General features: G+C 40.8%; 15 protein-coding genes. 3 read left to right on the top strand and 12 right to left on the bottom strand.

Features of this window, described 5'->3' with window-relative positions:
- Window positions 1-420 precede the first annotated feature (420 nt).
- Complete coding sequence (locus DW938_RS06540; RefSeq protein WP_117923460.1) at window positions 421-1,206, top strand: HAD family hydrolase; 786 nt, start codon at window positions 421-423, stop codon at window positions 1,204-1,206.
- 47 nt (window positions 1,207-1,253) lie between these two features.
- On the opposite strand, the gene nspC is transcribed toward DW938_RS06540, so the two are convergent.
- Genes nspC through speD form a run of 11 tightly spaced genes read right to left on the bottom strand, consistent with a single transcriptional unit; the run spans window position 1,254 to window position 9,649 of the window.
- Window positions 1,254-2,384, bottom strand: coding sequence for a carboxynorspermidine decarboxylase (nspC, locus tag DW938_RS06545; protein WP_118124265.1), 1,131 nt, complete (start codon window positions 2,382-2,384; stop codon window positions 1,254-1,256).
- 16 nt (window positions 2,385-2,400) lie between these two features.
- The gene (locus DW938_RS06550) at window positions 2,401-2,685 is read right to left on the bottom strand and encodes a hypothetical protein (RefSeq protein ID WP_038671736.1); all 285 of its coding nucleotides are present in this window, start codon (window positions 2,683-2,685) and stop codon (window positions 2,401-2,403) included.
- The gene (locus tag DW938_RS06555; RefSeq protein WP_022288396.1) at window positions 2,686-3,006 is read right to left on the bottom strand and encodes a YbjQ family protein; all 321 of its coding nucleotides are present in this window, start codon (window positions 3,004-3,006) and stop codon (window positions 2,686-2,688) included. It abuts the gene before it with no gap.
- Window positions 2,987-3,217: a hypothetical protein gene (locus DW938_RS06560; RefSeq protein WP_022288395.1), complete on the bottom strand. Its 231-nt coding sequence runs from the start codon at window positions 3,215-3,217 to the stop codon at window positions 2,987-2,989. Before DW938_RS06560 ends, DW938_RS06555 begins: the two co-directional genes overlap by 20 nt.
- Window positions 3,218-3,229: 12 nt before the next feature.
- Window positions 3,230-3,469 carry a hypothetical protein gene (locus DW938_RS06565; RefSeq protein ID WP_117923462.1) on the bottom strand — a complete coding sequence of 80 codons (240 nt, stop codon included), beginning with the start codon at window positions 3,467-3,469 and terminating at the stop codon, window positions 3,230-3,232.
- A gap of 14 nt (window positions 3,470-3,483) precedes the next feature.
- Window positions 3,484-4,686, bottom strand: coding sequence for a saccharopine dehydrogenase family protein (locus tag DW938_RS06570; protein WP_117957932.1), 1,203 nt, complete (start codon window positions 4,684-4,686; stop codon window positions 3,484-3,486).
- A gap of 28 nt (window positions 4,687-4,714) precedes the next feature.
- The gene (locus DW938_RS06575; protein ID WP_118124266.1) at window positions 4,715-5,626 is read right to left on the bottom strand and encodes a YwqG family protein; all 912 of its coding nucleotides are present in this window, start codon (window positions 5,624-5,626) and stop codon (window positions 4,715-4,717) included.
- Window positions 5,627-5,637: 11 nt separating this feature from the next.
- Window positions 5,638-6,486, bottom strand: coding sequence for an agmatinase (gene speB / locus DW938_RS06580; protein WP_117856392.1), 849 nt, complete (start codon window positions 6,484-6,486; stop codon window positions 5,638-5,640).
- Window positions 6,487-6,497: 11 nt separating this feature from the next.
- Complete coding sequence (speE, locus tag DW938_RS06585; RefSeq protein WP_117905208.1) at window positions 6,498-7,349, bottom strand: polyamine aminopropyltransferase; 852 nt, start codon at window positions 7,347-7,349, stop codon at window positions 6,498-6,500.
- Window positions 7,350-7,365: 16 nt separating this feature from the next.
- Entirely contained in the window at window positions 7,366-8,817 is a 1,452-nt protein-coding gene (locus DW938_RS06590; RefSeq protein WP_038671728.1) for an aminotransferase class I/II-fold pyridoxal phosphate-dependent enzyme, read from the bottom strand.
- 16 nt (window positions 8,818-8,833) lie between these two features.
- Entirely contained in the window at window positions 8,834-9,649 is an 816-nt protein-coding gene (gene speD / locus DW938_RS06595) for an adenosylmethionine decarboxylase (RefSeq protein ID WP_171028812.1), read from the bottom strand.
- Window positions 9,650-9,866: 217 nt separating this feature from the next.
- On the opposite strand from speD, the gene abc-f reads away from it, so the two are divergent.
- Together abc-f and DW938_RS06605 are read left to right on the top strand one after the other, a co-directional pair.
- Window positions 9,867-11,810 (top strand): ribosomal protection-like ABC-F family protein, encoded by a 1,944-nt coding sequence (gene abc-f / locus DW938_RS06600; protein WP_118124267.1) that lies wholly within the window; start codon window positions 9,867-9,869, stop codon window positions 11,808-11,810.
- Between the two features lie 78 nt (window positions 11,811-11,888).
- Window positions 11,889-12,425, top strand: a complete 537-nt coding sequence (locus tag DW938_RS06605) for an adaptor protein MecA (RefSeq protein WP_181984382.1) — start codon at window positions 11,889-11,891, stop codon at window positions 12,423-12,425.
- On the opposite strand, the gene rpe is transcribed toward DW938_RS06605, so the two are convergent.
- Window positions 12,408-13,061: a ribulose-phosphate 3-epimerase gene (rpe, locus tag DW938_RS06610; RefSeq protein WP_118124269.1), complete on the bottom strand. Its 654-nt coding sequence runs from the start codon at window positions 13,059-13,061 to the stop codon at window positions 12,408-12,410. The genes DW938_RS06605 and rpe overlap by 18 nt on opposite strands.
- Window positions 13,062-13,098: the final 37 nt, after the last annotated feature.

The following is a 13,098-nucleotide window of genomic DNA, read 5'->3' on the forward strand; positions in this document are numbered from 1 at the left end:
TCCTTTTCAATTTACTTTATTCAGTCGCAAAGAATATTGTATAATTTTTTCTGATAAAAGTCAAGCATATTAAAACCTTTTCAGTGAAATACACAAAACTTTCCTCAAACTAGCCAACTAATTTAAAGGCAATATTCCTTGAACAAAGTATATTTTACTCCCATTGAACCTTAATGTCAACAAATTAAGCTGAAATTTCAGCTATTTTTCACTTTTGTAATAATCACGTAAAACAATTTACATTTTATGTATGTTCAAATAATTTAACTGTACAATAATCTCAATGTGCTTTTGTTTATATGGAATAAATATATTAAAATCGACAAAGTTTTTTGTCAAAAATCAAAAATAATTGAAAATAGTATAGAAATACATTATAATATGAATGTCTGAGCATAACAATGATCACGGAGGAAAACAATGATAAAACTTATTGCAACTGACATGGACGGCACTTTGCTTGACGATAACAAGCAGCTTCCCAAAAATTTTGACAACATAGTAAAACGGCTGTTTAATAAAAATATCAGATTTGTTATTTCAAGTGGCAGAAGCTACTGCACGCTAAAAAAACAGTTTTCTGAATATCTTGACGACATGACATTTATTTGCGACAATGGTGCATATGTTGTTGATAAAGGAAAACTTCTTTCGGTTTCAGTGTTGCCAAAGGATACCGTTAAAGAAGCTGTTAGATTTTGCGAGAAATTAGGACTTACAGTTCTTCTTTGCGGAAAAAATGGCACATGGCATAACTCAAGAAATGATAGCCAGCACCAAGAAATAGCTTCATACTATGTAAATCAAGTAAAGATGGAGGATCTCACCCTTGTTGACGATGATGTTTTCAAGATAGCCGTTTTTGAAGAAAGCGGCATTGAAAATGACGGCTACAGCAAGCTTGAAGAACGCTTCGGCGAAAATTTCAACGTGCAGCTTTCAGGTAAATACTGGACGGATATAATGAATAAGGGCGTAACAAAAGGCACTGCACTGCGAACCATAGAAAACCGCATTGGAGTACGATATGAAGAAACCATGGCTTTCGGTGATTATCTTAACGATGTTGATATGCTCAACAATTCTTACTACAGCTTTGCAATGTCAAATGCACACGAGTCTATTAAAAAGGTAGCAAATTTCATGACAGGCTCAAACAATGACAACAGCGTTATGAAAGAAATCGAAAAACACTGCCTTACATAAATAAAACATAAACAAAGCGATCTGACCAAAAATCAGACCGCTTTTTCTTATAATCTCATTTTAAAATCATCATAGCCGAACTCTTTTATAAGCTCCAATTCGCCGTCAAGCTTTTGAAGATATATTGACGGCAAAGGCATTCCGTTGAAAGTGTTGTTTTTACACATGGAATATATAGCCATATCACAGAAAACAAGCCTGTCACCCTCTTTAAGCGGCTTATCAAAGGAATAATCCCCGATTATATCTCCTGCAAGACAGGTCGGACCGCCAAGGCGATATGTGTAAGCCTTTTCGTCTGCCTGCCCTGAACCGATGATATTCGGTCGGTAAGGCATTTCCAGAACGTCAGGCATATGACAGGCTGCTGATGCGTCAAGGATAGCAAGATCCATGCCGTTTTTAGCCGTGTCTATCACCTCTGAAACAAGAAATCCTGCATTAAGTGCAACAGCCTCGCCCGGTTCGAGATAGACCTGAACACCATATTTGTCATGAAGATAATTCACACACTCGATAAGGGTATCTAGGTCATAGTCATCACGGGTTATGTGATGTCCACCACCAAGATTTATCCATTTCATATTGTAAAGATACTTGCCGAACTTCTCCTCAATATGTGGTATCGTTCTTTTTAGCACATCAGAGCCTTGCTCACACATAGTATGAAAATGCAGACCATCTATGCCATCAATAAGACTGTCATCAAAATTATCTAAAGTTGTTCCGAGCCTTGAATTTTTGAAGCATGGATTGTAGATATCCGTTTCGATCTCCGAATACTCAGGATTGCACCTTATTCCACAGGATATCTTCCTGTCGCTTTTTTCAACAATGCCCTTGAATTTCTGCCACTGTTTTGGTGAATTGAACACGATATGGTCGCATATCTGAACAAGCTCATTCATGTCCTTTTCTGTGTATGCAGGAGAATAAACATGAACTTCTCCGTCAAACTCTTCCCTGCCAAGCTTTGCCTCATAAAGACCGCTTGCGGTAGTGCCTTTCAAGTGCTGTGATATCATAGGATATGTGCTATACATGGAAAAAGCTTTCTGTGCCAAAAGTATTTTACAACCCGTTTTCTCCATGACATTATCCAAGATAGTCAGATTTTTTAGAAGCTTTGCTTCGTCAACAACATAACAAGGGGTTTTCACCTTAGAAATATCAAACATTCTTTTCCTCCACGGCTCATCTATATGAACCATCGTTGATAAAGTTTACTGTAATATTTTTGTTTTTCATTCTTGCGTCCATAAAAACACTAAGAACACCCTTGGCAAACTCAAGACTCTCCTCAGGAATATCGTCAAAGTCATGTATCATTACTTCAAGCGGTTCTTCGACTTCACAGAGCTTCTCATAAAGCTTGTCGCCGTTAGCTATAGAATCCATATCATGAGCAAGCGCCTTGCTGACATATGGGTAAAACATATCAGCATTTACCATTTTAACATCGTCTATCATCAATATCATTTACTCGTCCCCCATAAATTTTACTGCTGTTCCGTATGCAATGACCTCAGCCGCGCCTGCCGCAATAGCAGATGAAGCATATCTTATATTAACTACTGCATCAGCACCCATTTGTTCAGCTTCAACCACCATTCTCTTCGTGGCAAGAGCTCTTGCATCATTCATCATCTCATTATAGGCTGTAAGTTCTCCGCCAACAAGATTTTTAAAGCTCTGCATGATATCCTTTCCAACATTTTTGGTCTGGATAGTTGAGCCTTTGACAAGCCCAAGCATTTCAAGCTTTTTGCCGGAAATATAATCAGTATTTACTAAGATCATCATCTTCGCCCTTCTTTATTTCTTTTATACGCTGAATAAGCACCGTTATCGCAACGCCTGACAGCAAGGCAGGAACTACCAGAGCAATTATCTTTGCAAGCATAGGAACACCATTCATATATGCAAAAATAACGCCAATAGCTATATAATAAATAGATATCAAAGCAACTATCACAACTGGTGCTATCATTTTTTTTGTTTTGGTTTTCACTTTTCGTCACCTTTAATCAAAAACCATTTTCTTTTTGCCGTTTTTGTTTCGTGGATACTCTCTTATCCTGATGATATTGGCTGTATTCACGATACTTTCGTTTCTGTCATCACCCTGAGTAACTCTCACCCAGCCATCGCCTATCTCTTGAAGTGTGCAGTCTATAACTGATGAAAGAGAGCCTCCCTGCGAAACTGTATACACAAGCACCTCTTGTCCGAGGTATCTTGCAAATGCTTCTTCGATCATCATTTTTTGTTATCCTATTAGTCAACAAGAACAGGATCAAAGTTCTCTGTCCAAGGCAGACCCCACTTATTAAGTGCGTCCATGAATGGATCCGGATCAAACTCCTCTATATTGTGTACACCCGGCTTTTTCCACTTACCTGTGAGTATCATCATTGCGCCTATCATTGCAGGCACGCCTGTTGTGTAGGAGATAGCCTGTGAACCGACTTCCTTATAGCACTCCTGATGATCGCATACATTGTAAACGTAATATGTCTTGTCATTGCCGTCCTTTTTGCCCTGGAAGATACAACCGATATTTGTCTTACCCTTTGTTCTTGGACCGAGTGAAGCTGGATCAGGAAGAACTGCTTTAAGAAACTGTAGCGGTACTATCTTCTTGCCCTCAAAGTCGATAGGCTCGATAGATGTCATGCCCACGTCCTCAAGGCACTTAAGATGTGTAAGATAGCTTTGACCAAATGTCATAAAGAAACGAATCCTCTTGATACCCTTGATGTTGAGAGCCAGTGATTCAAGCTCCTCGTGGTGAAGAAGATACATATCCTTTTCGCCAACCTGATCGAAGTTATAAACTCTCTTTATCTCCATTGGCTCAGTTTCTACCCACTTGCCGTCCTGAATATAAGAACCCTTTGCGGAAACTTCTCTTATGTTTATCTCAGGATTGAAGTTCGTTGCGAATGGATAGCCATGATCGCCTCCATTGCAGTCGAGGATATCTATATAGTTTATTTCATCAAAATAATGCTTCTGAGCATATGCACAGAAAACGCCTGTTACACCCGGGTCAAAGCCAGATCCGAGAAGTGCTGTGATACCAGCCTTTTCAAATCTCTCTCTGTAAGCCCACTGCCACTTATATTCAAACTTTGCAGTGTCCTCAGGCTCATAGTTCGCTGTGTCAACATAATCTACTTTACACTCAAGACAAGCGTCCATGATGTGAAGATCCTGATAAGGCAAAGCCACGTTGATACAAATATCAGGCTTATATTCTTTCATAAGAGCCACAAGCTCAGGCACGTTGTCTGCGTTCACCTGTGCAGTTGTGATATTTGTCTTTGTCTTATCCTGAAGTTCCTCCTTGAATTTATCGCACTTTGACTTTGTTCTGCTGGCGATACAGATATCAGTAAATACCTCGCTGTTCTGACAGCACTTGTGTATAACTACACCTGCAACTCCGCCTGCACCGATTATCAATGCTCTTGACATATTAGATCATTCCTTTCTAAATTTATTATCAACAGCAATCCCAATTATAGATAACATCATCAAAATCGAGATTTTTAAGCTTTTGTCTGTTTATGAAAAATCCGCAGATACCTGCATCTCCCCACATTATCTTCTCATCGCCATTGCCGAATTCGCTGTCAAGCTGCAAAAGCAAAAAGTCATACTTGGTATCTTCCTTACGAGGGTCCCACTGCGTAAAAGCAGGATAGCCGCCTATCTTATGACCATAAGCGTTCTGATAGTTCTGCTCATAAGCCTCTATCTCGTCAGCAGGAGCGATATCCATGTCCATAAGAGAATTTATTTTCTTTTTCGATTGAGCAGCATTATAGTACTCACAAAACATCTTCTCAAACCTTACGTCAGATTCGCTCATAACATCAGCACTTGAAGTGAATTTCAAGCCAAACTCGCCATTTACCGGCATACTGTACTCTCCGTCAAGTCCGTTTTCCTTGAACTTAGCTTTGACTTCTCCCTCAGTAACGGTCTTGTCAATATCCTTGTGATAAACTATTCTGAACGTGTCTTGACAAGTAATATCATCAAAAGACATTCCGTAAACATCATCATTTAATATCCAAAACTGCAAAAGTCCACTTTTAGGAAAATCTTCGATACCAACCACCTGCGAACAAACTATCTGAGCCAGCAGCCTTAACTGTCTGCCTTTTTTGTCCTCTGGGATAGTGCCGTCATGTGGAACATAGCCCATTCCGCCAACCTTGCTCTCAAAAATAGAGGGTCTATTATCCACAAGTTCTAGCCTCACGCAAGGTGTTAACGTCTTTTTCTCAACAGCTTTAAGTGCCTGCTCGGCAACTTTAAGTTCTGTTTCGTGGTCTAAAGTTTCCTCCGCTGATTCATTTTGCACATTGGCGTCAGTATTCTTTTTCTTAAAAATATCAAATAACCCCATGTTTTCCCCTTTTATTTATAAAAATACAAAAGTATCTCTCTTAGCAACTTGCAGGCAAGTGCTGTTGAGCGTCCTGTCTGATCGTACACAGGTGAAAGCTCGTTCACATCAAAGCCTACGATATTGAGCTTTGCAACTTCCTCCACTGCGAACATAAGCTCCTTGAAAGTAACTCCGCCTGCCTCTGGAGTACCAGTGCCGGGAAACTCTGAAGGATCAAGCACATCAAGGTCAAGTGTAAAGTAAACAGGCTTTCCCTGAAGTTTTTTTACTATGCTGTCAAGTCTGAAGAAGCCGAACTTTTCCATAAAAGTATGCTCTTTCGCAAACTTGAACTCGTCCCTGTCACCGCTTCTTATACCGAACTGATATATCTTTCCGTCGCCCACAATATCCCAACATCTGTGGAGCACGCAGGCATGAGATTCTTTCACGCCAAGGTAATCATCCCTCAGATCGGCATGAGCGTCAAAGTGAACGATATGCAGATCTGGATATTTCTCTGCCACAGCTCTAACCGCACCGAGAGTGACAAGGTGTTCGCCACCTATCATGCAAGGCACTTTGCCGTCATCAAGTATTTCTGATGTACGGCTTTGGATATCCCTCAGTGCGCCCTCAGGATTGCCAAATGGCAGTTCAAGGTCGCCACTGTCAAAGACGTTTACGTCAAGAAGGTCCTTATCCTGATACGGTGAATAAGTCTCAATGCCGAAGCTCTCATTGCGCATTGCAGAGCTTGCAAATCTTGTACCCGGTCTGAACGAAGTTGTGCTGTCATATGGTGCGCCGAAAAGGACTATCTTTGCGTCATCATATTCACAGTCACAGCCTATAAAGGTATGAACATTCTTTTCCATACTTCTCTCCTTTAGTCACAGTCCTCAAGTACATCAAGGACGTAATTCGGCAGTGCGAAACAGCCCTTGTGAAGTTCTGTGTTATAATATCTTGTCTTTATTCCGAATTTTTTCCACTCATCAGCCTTAAGGTCATATATAGGGTGAAGATTTTTCGAAGCAAAGCCGAAAAGCCAATGACCCGACGGATAGGTAGGTATATGTGTCTGATAGACCATTGAAACTGGGAACGCACTGCCTATTCTTCTGTGTGTGCGCTTTACCATATCAACATAGGAATCATAATAAGTGCTTTCATGTTGGTTTATAAGTATTCCGCAGTCGGTGAGCGCCTTTGAGCAGTTGCCGTAAAATTCTTTTGTAAAAAGTCCCTCTCCCGGTCCAAACGGGTCGGTTGAATCAACTATAATAAGGTCATATTCATTTTCCTTGCGGCGAACGAATTTCAGACCGTCTTCAATATAGAGGGTAAGTCTAGGGTCGTCAAATGCACAGGCTGTCTGTGGAAGATACTCCTTGCACACATTTACTACCTGCTCATCTATCTCCACCATATCTATCTTTTCAATAGTGTTATATCTGCAAAGCTCACGGATAGTTCCACCGTCGCCTGCACCAATAACAAGCACCTTTTTTATCTCAGGATTGACCGCCATAGGCACTGCCGTTACCATTTCATGATAAATGAACTCGTCCTTTTCGGTAAGCATTATAAAGCCGTCAAGCACCAATACCCTGCCGAACTCATATGTGTCAAAAACGTCTATTTCCTGATAATAGCTTTTTTTAGAATAAAGCTGTTTTTTTACACGAATGGTGAAATTAACATCGTCCGTATGTTTTTCAGTAAACCAAAGATCCATAAAATGTATCTCCTCTCTATGAATTTACCACTACGTTTATGTTGTTTATCTCAAGATCCTCCGTACCTGTAAGGAAACAGCCCTTTTCTTTACAGTATGCGATATAATTAAGTATGTCGGAAGTTATCTTCTCACCAGGGGCAAGGATAGGTATTCCCGGCGGATAGCACATAACGAATTCTCCGCATATCATACCGTTGCTTTCTTCGATAGGCACTGATTTTTTCTCGCTGTAGAAAGCTTGCTGCGGCGGTATCTCAACGATAGGATTGATATATTCGTGGTCAAACATTCCTGACGGGTCTTTTGAATAAAGCCTTTTAATTTCGGAAAGTGCGGATATAAAACGCTCTATCTCAAGCTCTCTGTCTCCTGCGGAAACTATAGCAAGTATATTTCCGATATCACCGAACTCTATCTGAATGTCGTAATCGTCGCGGAGAATGTCATAGACCTCAACGCCTGCCAATCCCATGGCTCTTGTGTGAACGGAAAGCTTTGTGCTGTCAAATGCGAAAATATCGTCACCGTTTTCAAGCTCCCGACCGAAAGCGTAATAGCCGCCTATCTTATTTATCTCTTCCCTTGCATAATCGGCATAGTCAACTGCCTTTTTAAAAAGCTCCTTGCCGTTGAGCGCAAGATTTTTTCTTGCAAGGTCAAGGGATACCATAAGCAGATAAGAGCCGCTTGTGGTCTGAGTGAGGTTAATTATCTGTCTTACATAACCCTCTGAAACAGTGTCTGCACAAAGAAGGAGCGATGACTGCGTTAGGCTTCCTCCTGTTTTGTGTATTGATACTGCCGCCATATCCGCTCCTGCCGCCATTGCAGAGCAAGGCAGACCCTCGCCGAAATAAAGGTGAGTGCCGTGTGCTTCGTCCGCAAGCACCAACATACCATGCTCATGGGCAAGCTTGACGATGCTTTTTATATCAGAGCAAATTCCGTAATAAGTCGGGTTATTCACCAAAACAGCCTTTGCATCAGGATTTTCCTTGATAGCTTTTTCAACGTCCTTAACGGACATTCCAAGAGGTATTCCAAGCTGTTTGTTTGTGCCTGGGTTTACATAAACAGGTATAGCACCGCACACAACAAGTGCATTGATAGCACTTCTGTGAACGTTTCTCGGCATTATTATTTTATCTCCTGCCTTACAGCTTGTAAATATCATCGTCTGAACTGCGGCAGTTGTACCATTTACTATAAAGAAAGCGTGCTTTGCACCAAAAGCCTCAGCGGCAAGCATTTCAGCATCTTTTATCACAGAAACAGGGTGACAAAGGTTGTCAAGTGGCTTCATAGAGTTCACATCGCACTTCAGACAATCCACGCCCAAAAAGTCACGAAGCTCCTTATTCATTCTTCCGCCCTTGTGACCAGGTACGTCAAGACGCACCACTCTGTTCCTCATATGTTTTTTTAAAGCCTCATACACAGGTGCGTTATTCTGTGTTAAGTTCAAATCTATCACTACCTTATCAGTATATGTTCATGCCGCTGTATATCTCGATCATCTCACGGCGCAGACTATCTGTTATGTCAAGCCTTTGCTTCGGCGTAAGCTCATATACGTCCTGCTTGAAAAGATAATTCTGCAAGTCGATATCCTTAATGAGAAGCTTGGTATGGAAAATGTTTGACTGGTAAACATTGACATCTATTGCGTCATATTTAGTCAGCGTATTTTTATCTATATAATCCTGAATCGAAGTTATCTTGTGATCGATAAAAAACTTCTTTCCCAAAACATCTCGCGTAAAGCCTCTTACTCGGTAGTCAATAGTGATGATATCAGAGTCAAAGCTGCTGATAAGATAATTCAGTGCGTTCAGAGGAGAAATAGTTCCGCAGGTAGAAACATCTATATCCACTCTGAATGTGGAAATAGAGTTGTCCGGGTGATACTCAGGAAATGTGTGAACAGTTACATGACTTTTGTCAAGGTGAGCGTGTATCATTTCAGGCACATCGCCGCCTATTTTTCCTTGATTGCACGAAGGGTCGATACTATCCTCATCGAGGGCTTTTTCAGCAATAAGCACGTTCACAGACGCACCCTGCGGCTCATAATCCTGTTTTGATATATTAAGTATCCTTGCGCCTATCATCTCAGTAACATCGCAAAGAATTTTCGTAAGTCTTTCTGAATTATACTGCTCGTCAATATAAGCAATATATTCCTTTTGTTCTCTTTCAGTTTTGGCATAACATACATCATATATGTTAAAGCTAAGGGTCTTGGTTAGATTATTAAAACCATACAAAGAAAGCTTCTGCTCCAACCCTAACATCACCCGTCCTTTCGGATAAAATAATCAGCCTATCAAGACTAAAATTATAGACTTGTTTTCATTATACCACATCTCGATCAAAAAGTACATAGTTTTACGCACTTTTTTCATATTTTTTTATTAAGCATGGCATAAGTGTGGCAATAAAATAAAAAAGGTTGAAATCAAGAAGAAAATAGTGTATAATAAGTTCTGATAATTGTTACAGGAGAAATATACAATGTTATTGAATGTTGAACATCTTTACAAATATTTCAATGGGCAGGCACTGCTCAAGGATATAAATTTCACAGTTGAAGACAGAGAAGCCGTTGGACTTATCGGCATAAACGGATGCGGAAAGTCTACCCTGCTTAATATCATTACAGGCAGTGAGGGCTATGACAAGACCCCCGAAGGACTAGGCTCTGTGAATATCGCAGGCAAGGCTTCAATTGGTTTTTTAAGGCAGAACAGCGGACTTAATTCTGAACTTACCATAGGTGAGGAAATGAAGAACGCTTTCGCTCCACTCCTTGAAACACTGGATAAAATGAAAGTCCTTGAAAAGAAAATGGCAGATGGCGGAGATATTGACGACATAAGCCACGAATATGCCGAGCTTTCTTCATACTTTGAGGCTCGGGACGGATATAGGATAGATGTAAAAATAAAGCAGGTGCTTAACGGCATGGGCTTTGGCTCAACACCTACAGACAGAGTAATCTCTACCCTTTCAGGCGGTGAAAAAACACGTCTTGCACTGGCTAAGCTTCTTCTTGAAGAGCCTAATCTGCTTATACTTGACGAGCCTACCAACCACCTTGATTTTGAAACGCTCATGTGGTTAGAGGACTATCTCAAAGGCTACAAGGGTGCAATAATCATAGTTTCCCACGACAGATATTTTCTAAACAAGGTCTGTACGAGAATATGTGAAATAGAACAAGGCAGGCTCACATCATATCGAGGGGACTATTCCTCCTATCTTGTGCAAAAGAAAATGAACTCAGAGCGTCAGCTCAAAGAATATGAGGCACAGCAAAAAGAGATAGCAAAGCTTGAGGACTATGTGGCGAAAAATCTCGTCAGGGCTTCAACCTCAAAAATGGCGAAGTCAAGACAGCATATGCTTGACCGTATCGAACGTATCGACAAACCGCTTATGTACACAAAACCTCCAAAGATAAAGCTTGAATATGATATTGAGCCAACAAAGGATATTGTGCGAGTTGTTGACTGTCCGCTGGTCGTTGGCGAGGGTGCTGACAAAAAGGAGCTTATAAAGTCACTTACCATGAACGTTCGTCGTGGAGAGCACGTTGCTATAATCGGTGCGAACGGTATCGGAAAAACTTCCATACTGAAACTTATCCAAGGCATTATTCCACACGAGGGTGGGAATATAAGCTGGGGCGGAAACGTGAAGATATCCTATTTTGAACAGGAACACGCTATACTTGATCCTCGTAAGACAGTGCTTGAAGAAATAATGGATCGCTATCCAAGATTATCAGAACAACAGGCAAGAAGCGTGCTAGGTGCAGTTCTGCTTACAGGCGAGAATGTGTTCAAGCCTATTTCTGTTCTCAGCGGTGGCGAAAGGGCGAAGCTTTGCTTTGCCATAATGGCTCTCAATCGTGGAAATGTACTTGTGCTTGACGAGCCTACAAACCACCTTGACCTAAGCACAAAAGAAGTGCTGGAGGACGCTTTGGCAGAGTTTGGTGGAACGATAATCCTTGTATCTCATGACAGATATCTACTTAATAAGGTAGCAAGCAGGATAATAGAGATAAAGCATGACGAGGTGAACTCATACGACGGCAACTTTGACGCATACAGCGAAGCGGTGAACGCTGCCCGTCAGCTCAAGATGCAGAGCGAAGCAGAGATAAAGCGGGCTGAAGAGGAAAAAGCGTACAAAGAAAACAAAGCAAGACAATATCGCAGTAAGGAACAGCGTGCCGCTGACGCTCAAAAACGCAACCGCATAAGAGAACTTGAAAAGGAGATCGAAGACACAGAAGTTCTGATATTTGAACTTGAAAATGACATATCTGACCCTGAGATAGCTTCTGACTACAGCAAAATGAGCGAGAAATGCAAAGAGCTTGAAGAAGCCAAAACATCCCTTGACCAGAAAATGGACGAGTGGGCTGAGCTTTCCGACCAGCTTTCATAAACAAATTTTCACAGAAATCACCCCTTATGAGTATAATGATACAGCACAGACTGACATTATACATAAGGGGTGTTTGTTTTGGAGATAAAAAGGCTGTCAGAGCATGAAATAAAAGTTATTCTTAACGAAAAGGATATGCGGATAATGAATATATCCTTTGAAGATTTTGAGAAAAGCAACCCAAGAAGCGAAGAATTTTTATCTGAACTCATGTTTATACTCAGAGAAACAGGACTTATAAAAATATACGAAGGAAATATTGAAGTTGATGTTGCTTTGACAAGTGAAGAAACAATAAACATATATTTTATACTACCTAAAAACGACAATCATCACACCACTGAACTTGCCATAATCAGCTACGATCCAAACGAGCTAATATCAAAAGCTACTGAAATACACAAAAAATACTCCGAAAAGATTATAAAAAGCAGTCTGTATCAGCTTCCTAGCGGTCATGCTCTGATCTTCACCATAGGATACGCACGCTCAACAGTTGCGAAAAAAGCTTTACTGAAAACCTGTGCTACTGACAACGTGATTATAAACAAAATAAAGGAGTACAGCCCATTATTGAGCAGTACTCCTTTTGAAAAACTAAACTATTTCTCTTAGAAGCTTAACAGCCTCTGGCATATCCTTTGCCTTAAAAGCATATGTTCCCGTTACTAAAGTGTCTGCACCCGACTCTTTAAGCAAACCAGCAGTTTCGAGATTTACGCCACCGTCAACCTGAAGTCTGATATCCCTTTCCGTCTGGTCAATTAGATATCTCACTTCGCTTATTTTTTCAAGAGTGTCAGGAATAAACTTTTGACCGCCAAAACCTGGGTTTACTGTCATAACGAGTACCATATCAACAGATTTGAGAAACGGCTGGATCGCACTTACAGGTGTTGCAGGCTTAATGGAGATTCCTGCCTTGATCCCCCTCGAATGTATTTTGTCAATAACAGCTTGCGGATCATCAGCCGCCTCATAATGAAAAGTTATAAGGTCAGCTCCAAGATCTGCGTAGTTATCAATATATCTGATAGGATCGCAAATCATAAGATGCACGTCTACTGGAACAGTTATGCTTTTGCCCACACTTTTCAAAAGCGGTTCGCCAAAACTTATATTTCTCACAAACATTCCGTCCATGACATCATAATGAATCCAATCAACGCCAGCGTCCTCAGCACGCTTTATCTCGAACGCAAGGTTTGAAAAGTCGCAGGCAAGCAGCGACGCAGAAACGATAATATCCAATTGAAAACCTCCGTTAATTCAATATTTTCCCACTTAA

Source organism: Ruminococcus sp. AM43-6 (assembly GCF_003461785.1).
GTDB lineage: Bacteria > Bacillota > Clostridia > Oscillospirales > Ruminococcaceae > Hominimerdicola > Hominimerdicola aceti.

Excerpts from the sequence above, each read along its gene's own strand:
- DW938_RS06540 (WP_117923460.1), top strand. The coding sequence starts at position 421 with ATGATAAAACTTATTGCAACTGACATGGACGGCACTTTGCTTGACGAT.
- nspC (WP_118124265.1), bottom strand. The coding sequence starts at position 2,384 with ATGTTTGATATTTCTAAGGTGAAAACCCCTTGTTATGTTGTTGACGAA.
- DW938_RS06550 (WP_038671736.1), bottom strand. The coding sequence starts at position 2,685 with ATGATATTGATGATAGACGATGTTAAAATGGTAAATGCTGATATGTTT.
- DW938_RS06555 (WP_022288396.1), bottom strand. The coding sequence starts at position 3,006 with ATGATCTTAGTAAATACTGATTATATTTCCGGCAAAAAGCTTGAAATG.
- DW938_RS06565 (WP_117923462.1), bottom strand. The coding sequence starts at position 3,469 with ATGATGATCGAAGAAGCATTTGCAAGATACCTCGGACAAGAGGTGCTT.
- DW938_RS06570 (WP_117957932.1), bottom strand. The coding sequence starts at position 4,686 with ATGTCAAGAGCATTGATAATCGGTGCAGGCGGAGTTGCAGGTGTAGTT.
- DW938_RS06575 (WP_118124266.1), bottom strand. The coding sequence starts at position 5,626 with ATGGGGTTATTTGATATTTTTAAGAAAAAGAATACTGACGCCAATGTG.
- speB (WP_117856392.1), bottom strand. The coding sequence starts at position 6,486 with ATGGAAAAGAATGTTCATACCTTTATAGGCTGTGACTGTGAATATGAT.
- speE (WP_117905208.1), bottom strand. The coding sequence starts at position 7,349 with ATGGATCTTTGGTTTACTGAAAAACATACGGACGATGTTAATTTCACC.
- abc-f (WP_118124267.1), top strand. The coding sequence starts at position 9,867 with ATGTTATTGAATGTTGAACATCTTTACAAATATTTCAATGGGCAGGCA.